The sequence below is a fragment of the Pseudomonas sp. R2-60-08W genome, from assembly GCF_003852335.1.
Lineage (GTDB): Bacteria > Pseudomonadota > Gammaproteobacteria > Pseudomonadales > Pseudomonadaceae > Aquipseudomonas.
In genome coordinates, this window is the sequence record NZ_CP027731.1 from 426044 (window position 1) to 444479 (window position 18436).

At 59.8% G+C, this 18436-nt stretch carries 14 protein-coding genes; 11 read left to right on the forward strand and 3 right to left on the reverse strand.

What is annotated here, in order from left to right; all coding sequences use genetic code 11:
- Positions 1–41 precede the first annotated feature (41 nt).
- The gene (glnA, locus tag C4J90_RS01830) at positions 42–1448 is read right to left on the reverse strand and encodes a glutamate--ammonia ligase (protein ID WP_124360867.1); all 1407 of its coding nucleotides are present in this window, start codon (positions 1446–1448) and stop codon (positions 42–44) included.
- A gap of 334 nt (positions 1449–1782) precedes the next feature.
- On the opposite strand from glnA, the gene thiI reads away from it, so the two are divergent.
- Complete coding sequence (thiI, locus tag C4J90_RS01840; RefSeq protein ID WP_124360869.1) at positions 1783–3237, forward strand: tRNA uracil 4-sulfurtransferase ThiI; 1455 nt, start codon at positions 1783–1785, stop codon at positions 3235–3237.
- 139 nt (positions 3238–3376) lie between these two features.
- The gene (gene typA, locus C4J90_RS01845; protein ID WP_053140412.1) at positions 3377–5197 is read left to right on the forward strand and encodes a translational GTPase TypA; all 1821 of its coding nucleotides are present in this window, start codon (positions 3377–3379) and stop codon (positions 5195–5197) included.
- A gap of 176 nt (positions 5198–5373) precedes the next feature.
- Here the strand turns inward: typA and C4J90_RS01855 are convergent, their stop codons facing one another.
- Positions 5374–5808, reverse strand: a complete 435-nt coding sequence (locus C4J90_RS01855) for a YkgJ family cysteine cluster protein (protein ID WP_003237464.1) — start codon at positions 5806–5808, stop codon at positions 5374–5376.
- Positions 5809–6036: 228 nt separating this feature from the next.
- On the opposite strand from C4J90_RS01855, the gene C4J90_RS01860 reads away from it, so the two are divergent.
- The 4 genes from C4J90_RS01860 to C4J90_RS01875 all read left to right on the forward strand — a co-directional run bounded on the left by C4J90_RS01860 (position 6037) and on the right by C4J90_RS01875 (position 10784).
- Entirely contained in the window at positions 6037–8487 is a 2451-nt protein-coding gene (locus C4J90_RS01860) for a glycogen/starch/alpha-glucan phosphorylase (protein ID WP_124413593.1), read from the forward strand.
- A 255-nt stretch (positions 8488–8742) separates the two neighbouring features.
- A complete protein-coding gene (locus C4J90_RS01865) occupies positions 8743–9753 on the forward strand; it encodes a class 1 fructose-bisphosphatase (RefSeq protein WP_124360871.1) in 1011 nt (336 codons plus the stop codon).
- Between the two features lie 176 nt (positions 9754–9929).
- Positions 9930–10184: a lipoprotein gene (locus tag C4J90_RS01870; protein ID WP_033897714.1), complete on the forward strand. Its 255-nt coding sequence runs from the start codon at positions 9930–9932 to the stop codon at positions 10182–10184.
- 30 nt (positions 10185–10214) lie between these two features.
- Positions 10215–10784, forward strand: a complete 570-nt coding sequence (locus C4J90_RS01875; protein WP_124360872.1) for a lipocalin family protein — start codon at positions 10215–10217, stop codon at positions 10782–10784.
- A 96-nt stretch (positions 10785–10880) separates the two neighbouring features.
- On the opposite strand, the gene C4J90_RS01880 is transcribed toward C4J90_RS01875, so the two are convergent.
- Positions 10881–12245, reverse strand: coding sequence for a formimidoylglutamate deiminase (locus tag C4J90_RS01880; protein WP_124419086.1), 1365 nt, complete (start codon positions 12243–12245; stop codon positions 10881–10883).
- Positions 12246–12323: 78 nt separating this feature from the next.
- Here C4J90_RS01880 and hutC point away from each other — a divergent pair, with 78 nt between their 5' ends.
- From hutC to C4J90_RS01905, 5 genes are all read left to right on the forward strand, one after another.
- Positions 12324–13103, forward strand: a complete 780-nt coding sequence (hutC, locus tag C4J90_RS01885; RefSeq protein ID WP_177412738.1) for a histidine utilization repressor — start codon at positions 12324–12326, stop codon at positions 13101–13103.
- On the forward strand, positions 13100–13660 hold the full coding sequence (locus C4J90_RS01890) for a HutD family protein (protein ID WP_124413595.1): 561 nt from the start codon (positions 13100–13102) through the stop codon (positions 13658–13660). Before hutC ends, C4J90_RS01890 begins: the two co-directional genes overlap by 4 nt.
- 383 nt (positions 13661–14043) lie before the next feature.
- Positions 14044–15747: a urocanate hydratase gene (hutU, locus tag C4J90_RS01895; protein WP_124419087.1), complete on the forward strand. Its 1704-nt coding sequence runs from the start codon at positions 14044–14046 to the stop codon at positions 15745–15747.
- Positions 15748–15888: 141 nt separating this feature from the next.
- Positions 15889–17349 carry a cytosine permease gene (locus C4J90_RS01900; RefSeq protein ID WP_124413597.1) on the forward strand — a complete coding sequence of 487 codons (1461 nt, stop codon included), beginning with the start codon at positions 15889–15891 and terminating at the stop codon, positions 17347–17349.
- Positions 17350–17417: 68 nt separating this feature from the next.
- Positions 17418–18383 carry an ABC transporter substrate-binding protein gene (locus C4J90_RS01905; protein ID WP_124402800.1) on the forward strand — a complete coding sequence of 322 codons (966 nt, stop codon included), beginning with the start codon at positions 17418–17420 and terminating at the stop codon, positions 18381–18383.
- Positions 18384–18436 lie beyond the last annotated feature (53 nt).

The window sequence follows — 18436 nt, forward strand, 5'->3', positions numbered from 1 at the left end:
AGGCCTTTTTCAATCACGCTACGTCAAGCAGCGCTACCGGATCAGCAGCTGTAGTACAGCTCGTATTCCAGTGGGTGTACGAAGGTGCGAACCTTGATTTCTTCTTCGCTTTTCAGCTCGATGTAGGCATCGATGAAGTCGTCGCTGAACACGCCGCCTTTGGTCAGGAACGCACGGCCCTTGTCCAGCTCTTCCAGGGCCTCTTTCAGGCTGCCGCACACTTGTGGAATCTCTTTGGCCTCTTCAGGCGGCAGGTCGTACAAGTTTTTGTCGGCGGCGTCGCCAGGGTGGATCTTGTTCTGGATGCCGTCCAGGCCAGCCATGACCAGGGCTGCGAAAGCCAGGTATGGGTTGGCTGCCGGGTCCGGGAAGCGGGCTTCGATACGGCGCGCGCGCGGGCTGGACACGTAAGGGATACGGATAGAAGCGGAACGGTTACGGGCCGAGTAGGCCAGCATCACCGGCGCTTCGAAGCCTGGGACCAGACGCTTGTAGGAGTTGGTCGACGGGTTGGTGAAGCCGTTCAGGGCCTTACCGTGCTTGATGATACCGCCGATGAAGTACAGGGCGGTGTCGGACAGGCCGGCATAACCTTCGCCGGCGAAGGTGTTCTTGCCTTCTTTGGCGATGGACAAGTGAACGTGCATACCCGAACCGTTATCGCCGTACAGCGGCTTAGGCATGAAGGTAGCGGTACGGCCGTAGGCATCAGCCACGTTGTGTACGCAGTACTTCAGGGTCTGGACTTCGTCAGCCTTGGCGACCAGGGTGTTGAACTTCACACCGATTTCGTTCTGGCCGGCAGTCGCCACTTCGTGGTGGTGAACTTCGATGACCAGGCCCATTTCTTCCATGGCGTTGCACATGGAGGTACGGATTTCGTGGTCGTGGTCGAACGGCGGAACAGGGAAGTAGCCACCTTTGATGCCTGGGCGGTGGCCTTTGTTGCCGCCTTCCACGTCCTGGTCGGACATCCACGAACCTTGTTCGGAGTAGATCTTGAACATGGAGCCGGAGATGTCGGACTTGAACTTGACCGAATCGAAGATGAAGAATTCTGGCTCTGGGCCTACGAATACGGTGTCGCCGATACCGGTCGACTTCAGGTATTCCTCGGCACGCTTGGCGATCGCACGTGGGTCGCGGTCGTAGCCTTGCATGGTCGAAGGCTCGATCACGTCGCAGACGATGATCAGGGTTGGGTCTTCGGTGAACGGGTCGAGGACGGCAGTGCTGTCGTCCGGCATCAGGATCATGTCGGAGGCTTCGATGCCTTTCCAGCCAGCGATGGAGGAACCGTCGAACATCTTGCCTTCTTCGAAGAAAGCATCATCCAGCGCGTCGCGAGCCGGCATGGTCACGTGGTGCTGAGTACCTTTGGTGTCCGTGAAGCGCAGATCAATCCATTTAACGTCATGATCTTTGATGAGTTGAACCGACTTCGACATGGTGTCCTCCGGGTGGCTTCGGGCTAGGGTAGTGGAGTTAGCCCTTAGAATTTGGGTGATGCCGGCGCGGATACTCCGCCAAGGCAACCTGCCTCACAAGAGAGCAAATTGCATGCCAGTGCGCCAACATGGTCTTTTTGCGTCAAAATGGCCCCTATAACGGTGCAATCGGCCAAAGCGCGGCAAATAGCGCACTGCAATGTAGCGCTAACGGGCGAAAATGACCCGTTTTGGTGCGCAGCGAATGCGCTGCATATTAACTGGTTAAACCTTGAGCGATTTCCGCTATAATCCGCGCCCCCCTTTTTCAGCAGGCCCGGCGCGCGCTGTTTCCATGAAATTAATCGTTAAAGTCTTCCCCGAGATCACCATCAAGAGCCGACCGGTACGGACGCGTTTCATCCGTCAGTTGGCCAAGAACATCCGTGCCGTGCTCCGTGACCTGGACCCGGCTGTGGTGGTGAATGGCGTGTGGGACAACCTCGAGCTGGAAACCCGCCTGACCGACGCCAAAGCCTTGAAGGACATGACCGAGCGCCTGAGCTGCATGCCGGGTATCGCGCATTTCCTGCAGGTGGATGAGTACCCGCTGGGCGACTTCGACGACATCACCGAGAAGTGCAAACAGCACTTCGGTGACGCGCTGGCCGGCAAGATTTTTTCGGTGCGCTGCAAGCGTGCCGGCAAGCATCCGTTCAGCTCCATGGATGTGGAAAAATACGTCGGCAGCAAGCTGCGTCGCGAGTGCGGCGCCGCCGGAATTTCCCTGAAAGCACCGCAAATTGAAGTGCGCATGGAAATTCGCGACAAACGGTTGTTCGTGATCCACAGCCAGCACAACAGCATCGGCGGCTACCCGCTGGGCGCCCTGGAACAGACCCTGGTATTGATGTCCGGCGGTTTCGATTCGACGGTGGCGGCCTACCAGATCATGCGTCGCGGCCTGATGAGCCACTTCTGCTTCTTCAACCTGGGCGGGCGTGCACACGAATTGGGCGTGATGGAAGTCGCGCACTTTATCTGGAAGAAGTACGGCAGCTCTCAACGCGTGCTATTTGTGAGCGTACCGTTTGAGGAAGTGCTGGGCGAAATTCTCGGCAAAGTCGATAACGGTCATATGGGCGTCGTATTGAAGCGTATGATGTTGCGCGCGGCGTCCCGGATTGCCGATCGGTTGCAGATCGACGCGCTGGTGACCGGCGAAGCGATCTCCCAGGTATCCAGCCAGACGCTGCCAAACCTGTCGATCATCGACTGCGTCACCGAGAAACTGGTGTTGCGCCCGCTGATCGCCAGCCACAAGCAGGACATCATCGATCAGGCAGAGCAGATCGGCACCGCCGACTTTGCCAAGCATATGCCTGAGTATTGCGGGGTCATCTCGGTGAACCCCAAGACCCACGCCAAGCGCAACCGCGTGGAGTATGAAGAACAACAGTTCGACATGGCGATTCTGGAGCGAGCGCTCGAGAACGCCAAACTGGTCCCGATCGATCGCGTCATCGACGAGCTGGGCCAGGATGTGCAGATCGAAGAAGTCAGTGAAGCTCTGGCCGGCCAGATCATCGTCGACATCCGTCACCCGGATGCCGCCGAAGATGAGCCGCTGGAAATTCCTGGCATCGACGTACAAACGCTGCCGTTTTATGCATTGAACGCGCGTTTCAAGGAACTGGATGACAGCCGTCAGTACCTGCTGTATTGCGACAAAGGCGTGATGAGTCGCCTGCATGCCCACCATTTGCTCAGTGAGGGGCATGCCAATGTGCGCGTTTATCGACCGAGCTAAGAGCCCGGGGCTGTTTGCCTGTGGCCTGCGTCACCGGCCCCCCGACTCTGCCGTCAAGCTGTAACGGCAAGGCCTGACTCTACTGTAAATCGCTGCCACGACCTGTCAGCACACCGAATCCTCTGATCGAGATACACAAGTGATCGAAAATCTACGTAACATCGCCATCATTGCTCACGTTGACCATGGTAAAACCACCCTGGTAGACAAACTCTTGCGTCAATCCGGCACCCTGGAGCGCAACGAGCTCAACGACGAGCGCGTGATGGACTCCAACGACCAGGAAAAAGAGCGCGGTATTACCATCCTGGCAAAAAACACCGCTATCAACTGGAACGGCTACCACATCAACATCGTGGACACCCCGGGCCACGCCGACTTCGGCGGCGAAGTAGAACGCGTAATGTCGATGGTTGACTCCGTTCTGCTGCTGGTTGACGCTCAAGACGGCCCTATGCCGCAAACCCGTTTCGTGACCAAGAAGGCTTTCGAAGCCGGCCTGCGTCCGATCGTGTGCATCAACAAGGTTGACCGTCCAGGTGCGCGTCCGGACTGGGTTCTGGACCAGATCTTCGACCTGTTCGACAACCTGGGTGCCACCGAAGAGCAGCTTGATTTCCAAGTGATCTACGCCTCGGCCCTGAACGGTATTGCCGGTCTGGAACACACCGCCATGGCGGAAGACATGACCCCGCTGTACCAGGCCATCGTTGACCACGTTCCACCACCGAAGGTTGACCGTGAAGGCCCGTTCCAGATGCAAATCTCGGCACTGGACTACAACAGCTTCCTGGGTGTTATCGGCGTTGGCCGTATCGCCCGTGGCAGCGTCAAGCCGAACACCCCGGTTGTCGCGATCGGCGCCGACGGCAAGAAGCGTAACGGCCGTATCCTGAAGCTGATGGGCCACCACGGCCTGCACCGTATCGACGTTGAAGAAGCCTTCGCCGGCGACATCGTGTGCGTCAGCGGCATGGACTCGCTGTTCATCTCCGACACCCTGTGCCAGCCAGACACCGTCGAGGCGATGAAGCCTCTGACTGTTGACGAGCCAACCGTTTCCATGACCTTCCAGGTCAATGACTCGCCGTTCTGCGGTAAAGAAGGCAAGTTCGTGACCTCCCGTAACATCAAGGAGCGTCTGGACAAAGAGCTGCTGTACAACGTTGCTCTGCGCGTTGAAGAAGGCGACTCGGCCGACAAGTTCAAGGTCTCCGGCCGTGGTGAGCTGCACCTCTCGGTACTGATCGAAACCATGCGTCGCGAAGGCTTCGAAATGGGTGTTGGTCGTCCGGAAGTGATCATCCGTACCGTTGACGGCGTGAAGCAGGAACCGTTCGAAAACGTCACCATCGACACCCCGGAAGAATCCCAGGGCAAGGTGATGGAAGAGATGGGCCTGCGTAAGGGCGACCTGACCAACATGGTGCCGGATGGCAAAGGCCGTGTGCGTCTGGAATACAACATCCCTGCTCGCGGTCTGATTGGTTTCCGTAACCAGTTCCTGACCCTGACCAACGGTGCTGGCATCCTGACCTCGATCTTCGATCGCTACGACACCATGAAGTCCGGCGATATGTCCGGCCGTCAGAACGGTGTTCTGGTATCGGTAGAAACCGGCAAGGCGCTGACCTACTCCCTGGAAACCCTCCAGGCGCGTGGCAAGCTGTTCGTTGAACACGGTCAAGAGATCTACAACGGCCAGATCGTTGGTCTGAACAGCCGTGACAACGACATGGGCGTCAACCCAACCAAAGGCAAGAAGCTCGACAACATGCGTGCTTCGGGTAAAGACGAAACCATCGCTCTGGTTCCACCTGTTCGCTTCACCCTGGAACAGGCCCTGGAATTCATCCAGGACGACGAGCTGTGCGAAGTCACGCCTAAGTCGATCCGCCTGCGTAAGAAGATCCTGGACGAAGGCGAGCGTACCCGCGCTGCCAAGAAAGCCAAGAACTGAGTTAACTCAGGCTGAATGAAAAACGCCCCCGGTCGAAAGGCCGGGGGCGTTTTTTTATGTCTGATCGTTCCCACGCTCTGCGTGGGAATGCCTCTTGGGATGCTCTGCGTCGCGCCTTTAAGAGCGGACGCGGAGCGTCCAGGGCTGCGTTCCCACGCGGAGCGTGGGAACGATCATCAAAACTTGTCGAGTGTCTTGAAATTAGTCTCGCGCACCACTTCTTTCGGCTTGTACGCGCAATACCCCGGCCGCGGCCCGATTTTCGGGTGGTTGCGGCAGGTATCCGGGCGCTTGTCATAAATAGTGCAAAAGCGCGTCTTACGATCCAGGTACAGGCAGTCGTTGTTGCTCATGCGCTGCAAAGTAAAAATCTCGGATTTGGAATTGAAGCGCTCGACGATGCCTTCCTTCTGCAAACGCTTGGCGATGTTCTTCGGCGGGTCGCCGCGCTCGAACTCATCGACGATGCCGATGCGGATCAGGTCCTTGATCTTCACTTCGACCGGCAGCGTGCAGCAGCTGGACACGCAGCCACCACACATGTGGGCGGAATATTTCTGCCAGGTCTCGAGACGGTCGAGTTCCGCGGCGGCGATCAGTTGAGGCTTCATCAGGGTTCCAAAAGGTGGGGCTGTATCCGGGCGCGCGATCATACCGGGATTGGTGGTTTTTTGAACAACCTTTTCAGAGTTTCTGCGCGAACGGCGATCAGGCACGACCTCTGCATCAAATTCATGCAACGCTCAATGAGTTAAAAAACTGACGAACCAGAGCGTCTACCGTCTGTCAGACCGTCTAGGCTCTAGCAACTCCTTCTATCTCGCCCGAGGTCGCAATTGATGTCTCAGGAACCACTTGCACGAGAAGCAGAGGTAGCCGCATTTCGCGATGCTGTCTTGACCAAACTCACCTACGCGGTGGGCAAGGACCCGGATCACGCCTTCGACCACGACTGGTTCGAAGCCATTGCCCTGGCCGCCCGCGACCAGATGGTCGACCACTGGATGGACCATACGCGGCGCATCTACCGCAAAGGCCAGAAACGGGTTTATTACCTCTCGCTGGAATTTCTTATCGGCCGCTTGCTCTACGACAGCCTGAGCAACCTCGGCGTGCTGGAGATCGCGCGCGAAGCGCTGTCGGAGCTGGGCGTGGACCTTGAGCGCATTCGCCTGCTCGAACCCGACGCGGCGCTGGGCAACGGTGGCTTGGGCCGTCTGGCGGCGTGCTTCATGGAAAGCATGTCGACCCTGGGCATTGCCGGCCACGGTTATGGCATTCGTTACGAACACGGCTTGTTCCGCCAGGCGATTGTCGATGGCTGGCAGCAGGAGCAGACCGAACGCTGGCTGGATTTCGGTAACCCGTGGGAGTTCGAGCGCGCCGAAGTGATCTACCCGATCGGTTTTGGCGGCAGCGTGGAAACCCTGGCGGACGCGTCCGGCAAGATGATCCAAGTGTGGTCGCCCAGCGAAACCGTGCGCGCGGTGGCCTACGACACTCCGGTGGTCGGCTGGCGTGGCGCCAGCGTCAATACCTTGCGCCTGTGGCGCGCACGGGCGGTCGAAGATTTGCACCTGGAACGCTTCAACGCCGGTGACCACCTGGGCGCCGTCGCCGAAGTGGCGCGGGCCGAGAGCATCTCGCGTGTGCTGTATCCGGCCGACAGCACCGAAGCGGGGCAGGAACTGCGCCTGCGCCAGGAATACTTCTTCGTTTCCGCTTCGTTGCAAGACTTGCTGCGCCGCCACAAGAACATGCACGGCTCGGTGCTGAGCCTGGGCGAACACGCCGCCATCCAGCTCAACGATACTCACCCGTCCATCGCCGTGGCCGAGTTGATGCGCCAGTTGGTCGACCTGCACGACATTCCTTGGGAAGCGGCGTGGGACGTCACTGTCGAAACGCTTTCCTACACCAACCACACCTTGCTGCCCGAGGCATTGGAAACCTGGCCGGTCGGTTTGATGGAGCGCATGCTGCCCCGGCATATGCAGATCATCTACCTGATCAACGCCCAGCACATCGACTCGCTGCGTGCCAAGGGCATTCACGACTTCGACGTGCTGCGCGCCGTGTCGTTGATTGAAGAAGACAACGGCCGTCGTGTGCGCATGGGCAACCTGGCGTTCCTCGGTTCCCACAGTGTCAACGGCGTGTCCGGTCTGCACACTCAGCTGATGCGCAGCACGGTGTTTTCCGAACTGCATAAGCTCTACCCGGAGCGCATCAACAACAAAACCAACGGCATCACCTTCCGCCGCTGGCTGTACCAGGCCAACCCCAAGCTCACCGATATGCTGGTGCAGGCCCTGGGCCCTGACATTCTCGACAACATGGAAACCCGCCTGGGCGAGCTGGAAACCTTCGCCGAGAAACAGACCTTCCGCAAAGCCTTCGCCGACCAACGCCTGCACAGCAAGCGAGCGCTGGCCGAGATCATCCATGAGCGCCTGGGTATTTCGGTGAACCCGGCGGCGATGTTCGACGTGCAGGTCAAACGGATCCACGAATACAAGCGCCAACTGCTCAACCTGCTGCACACCGTGGCGCTGTATCAGGCGATCCGGGCCGAGCCGGAGGTCGACTGGGTGCCGCGGGTGAAAATCTTCGCCGGCAAGGCGGCGGCGAGTTATCACCAGGCCAAGCTGATCATCAAGCTGACCAACGATATCGCCCGCACCGTCAACAACGACCCGACCGTACGCGGCCTGCTCAAGGTGGTGTTCCTGCCCAACTACAATGTCAGCCTGGCGGAAAGCATCATCCCGGCGGCGGACTTGTCTGAGCAGATTTCTACCGCCGGTTTCGAGGCGTCGGGCACCAGTAACATGAAGTTCGGCCTCAACGGCGCGCTGACCATCGGCACCATGGACGGCGCCAACGTGGAAATGCACGAGCGGGTGGGCGCCGAGCACATGTTCATCTTCGGCCTCAGTGCCCAGCAGGTCGAAGCCCGCAAGCACGCCGGTGAATTCAACGCCGGGCCGGAAATCGCTGCCTCCCATCGCTTGAGCGATGTGCTGCAGGCGATCCGTGGCGGTGTGTTCTCGCCGGATGATCCGGGCCGGTATGTGGGTTTGATCGACGGGCTGATCGACTACGACCGCTTCCTGGTGTGTGCCGACTTCGACTCCTACTGGGACGCCCAGACGCGGGTCGAGGCGCATTGGCATGACTCCAAGGCCTGGTGGCGCTCGGCGGTGCTGAATACGGCGCGGATGGGCTGGTTCTCCTCGGACCGGACGATCCGCGAATACGCCACCGAAATCTGGAAAGCCCTCGACTAAACGCCACAGTAGAAAATGTGGGAGGGGGCTTGCTCCCTATAGCGGTCTATCAGTTAACAGCTATGTCGACTGGCACACCGCTATCGGAGCAAGCCCCTCCCACATGGGGTTCTGCGTATATGCACCGTTGTTGGAGATAGCCGTTGGGCCAACCCGTGAACTCTATTGGCGTTAAATCCTCTGATTAGAGGAAATCAGCCCCGACTCGCGTTAAACTGCGCGGGTTTTTAAGCCCCCCATTCTCCGGAGCCGTCCATGTCCCGCGTTACCTTGAGTCGCTATTTGATCGAGCAGACCCGCAGCAACAACACGCCTGCCGATCTGCGCTTCCTTATCGAAGTGGTGGCGCGTGCTTGCAAGGAGATCAGCCACGCCGTGTCCAAAGGCGCACTGGGTGGTGTCCTGGGCAGCATGGGCACTGAAAACGTGCAGGGCGAAGTGCAGAAAAAGCTCGACGTTATCTCCAACGAAATCCTGCTCGAAGCCAACGAATGGGGCGGTCACCTGGCCGGCATGGCCTCCGAGGAAATGGACAATGCCTACCAGATTCCGGGCAAATACCCCAAAGGCGCGTACCTGTTGGTATTCGACCCACTGGACGGTTCGTCCAACATCGACATCAACGCCCCGGTCGGCACCATCTTCTCGGTACTGCGTTGCCCGAACGAATACCTGAGCCAGAACGAAGCCCTGAACGAAAAGGCCTTCCTGCAGCCGGGCACCGAGCAGGTTGCTGCCGGTTACGCGATCTACGGCCCACAGACCATGCTGGTGCTGACCCTGGGCGATGGCGTCAAGGGCTTCACCCTGGACCGCGAAATGGGCAGCTTCGTACTCACCCACGAAGACATCTCCATTCCGGCCTCCACCCAGGAATTTGCGATCAACATGTCCAACCAGCGTCACTGGGAAGAACCGGTGAAGCGCTACGTCAACGAGTTGATGGAAGGCGAAGAAGGCCCGCTGAAGAAAAACTTCAACATGCGCTGGGTCGCGGCCATGGTTGCCGATGTGCACCGCATCCTGACCCGTGGTGGCTTGTTCATGTACCCACGTGACGGCCGCGAACCGTCCAAGCCGGGCAAACTGCGCCTGATGTACGAAGCCAACCCGATGTCGTTCCTGGTGGAACAGGCGGGCGGGGCGTCCACTGACGGCCACCAGCGCATCCTCGACATCCAGCCCGAAGGCCTGCACCAGCGTGTGGCGGTATTCCTGGGTTCCAAGGAAGAAGTTGAGCGTGTGACGGCGTATCACAAGAAGTAAGCTGCTGCGATAGGTTATCCGCCGTGTTGTGAGGCGGATCACCGTTAAAGAAGCCCCGAAACGTTTCAGCGTTTTCGGGGCTTTTTTGTTTTCGCTCGTCGGGAACCAGACACCTCTTTTCCCTTCTAAGCTTCTGGCAGATACCCCAGCTGCTTTGTCTCTCCAGGAGCTTTTCCATGTCTTTACGCCGTCTCGCCCTGCTGGCTTTTTGCGTGCTGTTAGCCGCCTGCAGCAAGGTCAACCAAGAAAATTACCAGAAGCTGTCGGCCGGCATGGCCAAGGCCGAGGTTGAGTCGTTGCTGGGCAAGCCGACCGATTGCTCCGGCGCACTGGGCATGTCCAGCTGCACCTGGGGCGATAAAAACAGCTTTATCAGCGTGCAGTACGCCGGTGACAAAGTTCTGATGTTTTCCGGGCAAGGCCTGAAGTAAACCGGGGCGCGAGCCTGCGGGAGAAGAAGAATGATGCGTTTTGTTGTGTTCCTTTGCGCCAGCCTGTTTTTGGCGGGCTGCGCCAGCCATTCTGGCGATGATCTGCAACCCAAGACCGCGAGCAACGTCAACCTCAAGCGTTACCAGGGCACCTGGTATGAGTTGGCTCGCTTGCCGATGTACTTCCAGCGCAACTGCGCGCAGTCCGAAGCCCGCTACACCTTGTTGCCGGATGGCGACATGTCGGTGTTCAATCGCTGCCTGACGCCTGAGTGGAAATGGCAGGAAGCCAAAGGCACGGCCACGCCGCAAGTGCCGGGCAAGACCGACAAGCTCTGGGTAGAATTCGATAACTGGTTTACGTCGTTGTTGCCGGGCGTTGCCAAGGGCGATTACTGGGTGCTGTATGTCAGCGATGACTACAAGACCGCCATCGTCGGCAGCCCGAGCCGGCGTTACATGTGGATTTTGTCGCGTACGCCAACGGTAAGCGCCGATACGCGTGAAGACCTCTTGAGCAGGGCACGACAGCAGGGGTATGACACCACGCGTTTGATCTGGCGCACGTCCGACAAGCAGATGGCGAAAACCTCGCAGTAAAAATGTGGGAGGGGGCTTGCCCCCGATAGCAGTGTGTCAATCAGCGCATCTGATACTGATACATCGCCGTCGGGAGCAAGCCCCCTCCCACATTTTTTAACCGAGTAAGTCTCTCAAGACCTGGATAAATGCCCGGCCGCTTTCTTCCTCGCCGGCATGATGCCCATCCCGCACCACCCACTGGCCGTTGACCAGCACATCCCGTACCTGTCGATCACCGCCAGCGAACAGCCAGCGATTCAGAATGCCGTCCTCTGTCGCTGTCGCCAGGTAAGGGTCGTTGCCGTCCAGCACGATCCAATCCGCGCGCTTGCCCACCTCCAATCGACCAATCGGCTGGCCCAATGCCTGGGCGCCGCCGTCCAATGCGGCATCGAACAGCGTACGGCCGACCATCGGCTGGTCATTGCGATACAAGCGATTGCGCCGTTGATCGCGCAGGCGCTGGCCGTATTCCAACCAGCGCAGTTCTTCCACCACGCTCAGTGACACATGGCTGTCGGACCCGATGCCCATGCGCCCGCCCTGGGCCAGAAAATCCACCGCCGGGAAAATCCCGTCGCCCAGGTTGGCTTCGGTGGTCAGGCACAAACCGGCAATCGCCCGGCTCCTGGCCATGCGCGCGACTTCGTCGGCATCGGCGTGAGTGGCGTGCACCAGGCACCAGCGCTCGTCGACGTCCACGTTGTCGTACAGCCACTGCAACGGGCGTTTGCCGCTCCAGGCCAGGCAGTCGTCAACTTCTTTTTGCTGTTCGGCAATGTGAATGTGCACCGGGCACGCCTTATCACTGGCGGCCAGCACGTCCTTGATCTGCTCGGGCGTGACCGCACGCAGGGAGTGGAAACACAGGCCCAGTTGCTGCGCAGGTTGCGCGGCGAGCATCGGCTGCAAGCACGCCTGCAGATCCAGGTAGTTGTCGGTGCTGTTGATAAACCGGCGCTGGCCGTCGTTGGGCGCCTGGCCACCGAACCCCGAATGCGTATAAAGCACCGGCACCAGCGTCAAGCCGATGCCACTGCTGGCGGCGGCCTGGCTGATCTGGCGCGACAGCTCTGTGCGGTCGGCATAGGGCTGGCCACTGACGTCGTGATGCACATAATGAAACTCGGCCACCGAGGTGTAGCCGGCCTTGAGCATCTCGATGTACAGCTGGCGGGCGATGATCTGCAACTGCTCCGGGTTGATCTTGCCGACCATGCGGTACATCAGGTCACGCCAGGTCCAGAAGCTGTCATTGGGGTTACCCGCCACTTCCGCCAACCCCGCCATGGCGCGCTGGAAAGCGTGAGAATGCAGGTTCGGCATGCCGGCCAATACCGGACCTCTTAGCCGTTCGGCGCCCACCGCGCTGGCATTGGCCTCAACCTGTATCAGGACCCCATCGGCGCTGACTTCAAGACGTACATCATTGGCCCAGCCATCAGGCAGCAGCGCGCGGTCGGCAAAGAAAGCGGACATGATCAAGGCACCCCGGTCGTGTGTTTATTTGTATATACATATACAGACGTTTGCCTGCTCGGTAAACTCCGGCAATCTATGCATCTTTTCCCCCTGCAAGGATTCCCTGTGCCGACTCCGCCCGCCAAGTCTCCGCTGGCTGCCCACATGGACGAAAGTCCGGCGCCCTTGTATGCCCGCGTCAAACAGATGATCAGCCAGCAGATCCTCAACGGCAACTGGCCGCCCCATTACCGCGTGCCGTCGGAAAGCGAGCTGGTCAGCCAATTGGGCTTCAGCCGCATGACCATCAACCGCGCGCTGCGCGAGCTCACGGCCGAAGGTTTGCTGGTGCGCATGCAGGGCGTCGGCACGTTTGTCGCCGAGCCCAAGAGTCAGTCGGCGCTGTTTGAAGTGCACAACATTGCCGATGAGATCGCCTCCCGCGGCCATCGGCACACGTGCCAGGTCATCACCCTGGGCGAAGAAGCGGCCGGTTCGGAACGTGCCGTTGCGCTGGAAATGCGCGAAGGCGGGCGGGTGTTTCACTCGCTGATCGTGCATTTCGAAAACGACATTCCGGTGCAGATCGAAGACCGTTTCGTCAACGCCCTGGTCGCGCCGGAATACCTGCAACAGGATTTCACCCAGCAAACGCCCTACGCCTACCTCAACCAGGTCGCACCGTTGACTGAGGGCGAGCATGTGGTCGAAGCCATCCTCGCCGATGCCGCCGAGTGCAAGCTGTTGCAGATCGAGCCGAGCGAGCCCTGCCTGTTGATCCGCCGACGCACCTGGTCTGGCCGCCAGCCGGTGACGGCCGCGCGCTTGATTCACCCCGGTTCCCGACACAGCCTCGAAGGACGCTTCAGTAAATGAGTTCAGTCAACGTCTGGCGCGCTGCCGACTATGTGCGCATGCCGTGGAAGAATGGCGGCGGCAGCACCGAAGAAATCACCCGTGATGCGGGCACCGGCCTCGATGGTTTCGGCTGGCGCCTGTCGATTGCCGACATCGCCGAGTCGGGTGGTTTTTCCACCTTCGCCGGCTACCAGCGCGTGATCACCGTGATCAAGGGCGCGGGCATGGTGTTGACCGTGGACGGTGAGGAGCAGCGCGGTTTGTTACCGCTGCAACCGTTCGCGTTCAAAGGTGACAGTCAGGTGGCGTGCCGCTTGATCACCGGGCCGATCCGCGATTTCAACCTGATCTACTCACCCCAGCGTTATGACGCGCGGTTGCAGTGGGTGGATGGCGTACAGCGGTTTTTCAGCTCGGCGCACACTGTGCTGGTGTTCAGCGTGGCGGATGAAGTGAAGGTGCTGGACCATGTGCTGGGTCATCACGATTGCCTGCAAGTGGACGGTAACACCGGCTTGCTGGATATTTCGGTCAGTGGCCGCTGCTGCCTGATCGAACTGACCCAGCGCGGTTAAAATGTGGGAGGGGGCTTGCTCCCGATAGCGGTGGATCAGTCAATATATCTTTGACTGACACACCGCTATCGGGAGCAAGCCCCCTCCCACGTTTGTTTTGTGTTGCTCTTAGGATCTGTTTCCACAGCCCCCGCACCAAATTGTTACCTAACGCCCCAGCGCGGCGCAAAGCCGCGTTGTCGTGACAAACCTCCCTCGCTGCAAAACTCCTTCGTAAGAAATTTCATCACGCCTCGAAGCCTTAATTTCCAAGGCTCCCACGCGCTTTCGAAAAAAATCCAAACCCTCGCTCTGAAAGTTGGCCGCTTGATTGCATATGCTTGTACATACAAGTAAAGATGTGTGCGTAAGAGTCTCCTTCGCACCATCCATGTTCGCGCATCATGCCGAGGAGTCCAGCTGTGACCGATTTTTCGAAAGCAAGGCCTACAAAATACCGTGACGTCGAAATCCGCGCCGCCCGCGGTAACACGCTCACCGCCAAAAGCTGGCTGACTGAAGCGCCGCTGCGCATGCTGATGAACAACCTCGACCCGCAAGTGGCCGAGAACCCCAAGGAACTGGTGGTATACGGCGGTATCGGGCGTGCCGCGCGCAACTGGGAGTGCTACGACCAGATCGTCGAGAGCCTTACGAATCTGAACGACGACGAAACCCTGCTGGTGCAATCCGGCAAGCCGGTCGGCGTGTTCAAGACCCACAGCAATGCCCCGCGCGTACTGATCGCCAACTCCAACCTGGTGCCGCACTGGGCCAGTTGGGAACACTTCAATGAACTGGATGCCAAGGGCCTGGCCATGTACGGCCAGATGACTGCCGGCAGCTGGATCTACATCGGCAGCCAGGGCATCGTCCAGGGCACTTACGAAACCTTCGTCGAAGCCGGTCGCCAGCATTACGACAGCAACTTGAAAGGCCGTTGGGTGCTCACCGCCGGCCTCGGCGGCATGGGCGGTGCCCAGCCTTTGGCCGCGACCCTGGCCGGCGCGTGCTCGCTGAACATCGAATGCCAGCAGGTCAGCATCGATTTCCGTTTGAACAGCCGCTATGTCGACGAGCAGGCCACCGACCTTGACGACGCCCTGGCGCGCATCGCCAAGTACACCCAGGAAGGCAAGGCGATCTCCATTGCCCTGCTGGGTAACGCGGCTGAAATTCTGCCGGAACTGGTCAAGCGTGGCGTGCGCCCGGACATGGTCACCGACCAGACCAGCGCCCACGACCCGCTCAACGGCTACCTGCCGGCCGGCTGGAACTGGGACGAATACCGCGCCCGCGCCAAGACCGAGCCTGCCGCTGTGATCAAGGCCGCCAAACAGTCGATGGCGGTGCACGTCAAAGCCATGCTCGAGTTCCAGAAACAAGGCATTCCGACCTTCGACTACGGTAATAACATCCGCCAGATGGCCCAGGAAGAAGGCGTGGAAAACGCCTTTGATTTCCCAGGCTTCGTACCGGCCTACATCCGCCCGCTGTTCTGCCGGGGTATCGGCCCGTTCCGCTGGGCCGCGCTGTCGGGCGACCCGCAAGACATCTACAAGACCGACGCCAAAGTCAAAGAACTGATCCCCGACGACGCCCACCTGCACAACTGGTTGGACATGGCCCGCGAGCGCATCAGCTTCCAGGGCTTGCCGGCGCGTATCTGCTGGGTCGGCCTGGGCCAGCGCGCCAAGCTCGGCCTGGCGTTCAACGAGATGGTGCGCAGCGGCGAGTTGTCCGCGCCTGTCGTAATCGGTCGCGATCACCTCGACTCCGGCTCGGTGGCCAGCCCCAACCGTGAAACCGAATCCATGCAGGACGGCTCTGACGCTGTGTCCGACTGGCCGCTGCTCAACGCCTTGCTCAACACTGCGAGCGGCGCGACCTGGGTGTCGTTGCACCACGGCGGCGGCGTCGGCATGGGCTTTTCCCAGCACTCGGGCATGGTGATCGTGTGTGATGGCACCGACGAAGCGGCCGAGCGCATTGCGCGGGTGCTGCATAACGACCCGGCTACCGGGGTGATGCGACATGCGGATGCGGGTTACCAGATTGCGATCGATTGCGCCAAGGAACAGGGCCTCAACCTGCCAATGATCAAGTAACCAGTGTGGGAGGGGGCTTGCTCCCGATGGCGGTGTATCAGCCGGAAAATCAGTGACTGACACACTGCTATCGGGGGCAAGCCCCCTCCCACATTGGATTGGCGTAGCACATAAAAACAATCCATCAGAGGTTGAACACCCATGGCTGCAAACGACACCACCCCGTTGATCGAAAGGCGTTCGATCGACTACATCCCGGAAGCGGAAAGACATGGTCGTCTATTGAGCCAGTTCACCCTGTGGCTGGGTGCCAACCTGCAGATCACGGCTATCGTCACCGGCGCCCTGGCCGTGGTGCTGGGCGGGGATGTGTTCTGGTCGTTGATCGGTCTGTTGATCGGCCAACTGCTGGGCGGCGGGGTGATGGCGTTGCATGCCGCGCAAGGGCCCAAGCTTGGCCTGCCGCAGATGATTTCCAGCCGGGTGCAGTTCGGCGTATATGGCGCGGCCATTCCGATCGTGCTGGTGTGCCTGATGTACCTGGGTTTCACCGCAACCGGCACGGTACTTTCCGGGCAGGCGCTGGGCCAGTTGTTCGGGGTCAGCGACAGCGTCGGCATTCTGATCTTCGCCAGTGTCATCGTGCTGGTCACGGTGCTGGGGTATCGGGTGATCCACTTCATCGGGCGCGTCGCCAGCGTCATCGGCGTGATCGCCTTCGTCTACCTGTTCAGCCGCTTGATGGGCCAGGCCGACATCGGCGCATTGCTGCAGATCCGCCATTTCAGCTGGAGCAGCTTCTTGCTGGCGGTTTCGCTGGCAGCGTCCTGGCAAATCGCGTTCGGGCCCTATGTGGCGGACTACTCACGTTACCTGCCGAGCAGCACCTCCTCGGTGAAAACCTTCCTGGCGGCTGGCGCAGGGTCGGTCATCGGCGCGCAGGTGGCGATGGTTCTCGGTGTGTTTGCCGCCGCCATGGCCAACGGGCAATTCGCCGGGCACGAAGTGGCTTACATCGTTGGCCTGAGCGGCAGCGGTGCAGCGGCGGCGTTGCTGTACTTCAGTATCGCGTTCGGCAAGGTCACGATTTCCACGCTGAACTCCTACGGCAGTTTCATGTGCATCGCGACCATCATCAGCGGCTTCCAGGGCCACCTGCGGGTATCGCGCCTGCAGCGCCTGCTGTTCGTGCTGGCGATTGTCGGCACGGCCACCCTGATCGCGCTGCTCGGCCAGCACTCGTTCCTGGGGGCGTTCAAGTCGTTCATCCTGTTTCTGCTGGCGTTCTTCACGCCCTGGAGCGCGATCAACCTGGTGGATTACTACTGCATCACCCGCGAGCGTTATGACGTGCCAGCGCTGGCTGACCCCAAAGGTCGCTACGGGCGTTGGAACCCCCTGGGCATCAGCGTTTATGTATTCGGTGTGCTGGTGCAGCTGCCGTTCATTTCCACCAAGTTCTATACCGGCCCGCTGGTAGAAACCCTGGGTGGGGTGGATATCTCCTGGATCATCGGCCTGGTGTTGCCGGCGGCCCTGTACTACCTGTGCGCGAAAAAATGGCACGGCACGATGCCTGATCAACTGATCCTGCCGGTCGAGCAGGACAGCGTTGCACCCACGCAAACAAGCGGTATCGGTCGCGCTGCGGCGCAGGCCTGACGGGACGTGGACAAGGCAGGATGCCTTTTGACTGCCGTAATCCATTTCATGATTGGGAGCGTCACACAATGAAAATGCATAAGACCCTGCTGACCACGTTGCTTTCTGCGGGCTTGCTGGCAAGCGCCGGCGCTCAGGCGGCCGGCTGGTGCGAATCCGGCAAGCCGGTGAAGTTCGCCGGCCTGAACTGGGAAAGCGGCATGTTGCTCACCGACATCCTGCAAACCGTGCTGGAGAAAGGCTACGACTGCAAAACCGACAGCCTGCCGGGCAATTCCATCACCATGGAAAACGCCCTGAGCAGCAACGACATTCAGGTGTTTGCCGAAGAGTGGGTCGGCCGCAGCGAAGTCTGGAACAAGGCCGAGAAGGCCGGCAAAGTCGTTGGCGTCGGTGCGCCCGTGGTTGGCGCCATCGAAGGCTGGTACGTGCCGCGCTACGTGATCGAAGGCGACGCCAAGCGCAAGCTGGAAGCCAAGGCCCCGGACCTCAAGACGATTGCCGACCTGGCCAAGTACGCCGCGGTGTTCAAGGACCAGGAAGAACCCTCCAAGGGACGCTTCTACAACTGCCCGGCCGGCTGGACCTGCGAACTGGACAACAGTGAAATGCTCAAAAGCTACGGCCTGGAAAGCACCTACACTAACTTCCGCCCCGGCACTGGCCCGGCGCTGGACGCGGCGGTGCTGTCGAGCTACAAGCGCGGCGAGCCGATTCTGTTCTATTACTGGTCGCCGACGCCGCTGATGGGCCAGGTCGATCTGGTCAAGCTGGAAGAAAAACCGGGTGTGGATAAAAGCGTGAGCATCAAGGTCGGCCTGTCCAAGGCCTTCCACGAGCAAGCGCCGGAACTGGTGGCCGTGCTGGAAAAGGTCAACCTGCCCATCGACCTGCTGAACCAGAACCTGGGCCGCATGGCCAAGGAGCGAATCGAGTCGCCGAAACTGGCGAAAATTTTCCTCAAGGAACATCCTGAAGTCTGGCACGCCTGGGTGAGCGAAGACGCCGCCAAGAAAATCGACGCGGCCTTGTAGGTCAAGCGTGTCCGGCTACCCTGAGGGGCAGCCGGGCGCCTGGCCTCAACCCA

Excerpts from the sequence above, each read along its gene's own strand:
- C4J90_RS01900 (WP_124413597.1), top strand. The coding sequence starts at position 15,889 with ATGGCTGCAAACGACACCACCCCGTTGATCGAAAGGCGTTCGATCGAC.
- C4J90_RS01890 (WP_124413595.1), top strand. The coding sequence starts at position 13,100 with ATGAGTTCAGTCAACGTCTGGCGCGCTGCCGACTATGTGCGCATGCCG.
- C4J90_RS01870 (WP_033897714.1), top strand. The coding sequence starts at position 9,930 with ATGTCTTTACGCCGTCTCGCCCTGCTGGCTTTTTGCGTGCTGTTAGCC.
- hutU (WP_124419087.1), top strand. The coding sequence starts at position 14,044 with ATGCCGAGGAGTCCAGCTGTGACCGATTTTTCGAAAGCAAGGCCTACA.
- C4J90_RS01860 (WP_124413593.1), top strand. The coding sequence starts at position 6,037 with ATGTCTCAGGAACCACTTGCACGAGAAGCAGAGGTAGCCGCATTTCGC.
- C4J90_RS01905 (WP_124402800.1), top strand. The coding sequence starts at position 17,418 with ATGAAAATGCATAAGACCCTGCTGACCACGTTGCTTTCTGCGGGCTTG.
- C4J90_RS01880 (WP_124419086.1), bottom strand. The coding sequence starts at position 12,245 with ATGTCCGCTTTCTTTGCCGACCGCGCGCTGCTGCCTGATGGCTGGGCC.
- C4J90_RS01855 (WP_003237464.1), bottom strand. The coding sequence starts at position 5,808 with ATGAAGCCTCAACTGATCGCCGCCGCGGAACTCGACCGTCTCGAGACC.
- glnA (WP_124360867.1), bottom strand. The coding sequence starts at position 1,448 with ATGTCGAAGTCGGTTCAACTCATCAAAGATCATGACGTTAAATGGATT.
- thiI (WP_124360869.1), top strand. The coding sequence starts at position 1,783 with ATGAAATTAATCGTTAAAGTCTTCCCCGAGATCACCATCAAGAGCCGA.
- C4J90_RS01865 (WP_124360871.1), top strand. The coding sequence starts at position 8,743 with ATGTCCCGCGTTACCTTGAGTCGCTATTTGATCGAGCAGACCCGCAGC.
- hutC (WP_177412738.1), top strand. The coding sequence starts at position 12,324 with ATGCATCTTTTCCCCCTGCAAGGATTCCCTGTGCCGACTCCGCCCGCC.
- C4J90_RS01875 (WP_124360872.1), top strand. The coding sequence starts at position 10,215 with ATGATGCGTTTTGTTGTGTTCCTTTGCGCCAGCCTGTTTTTGGCGGGC.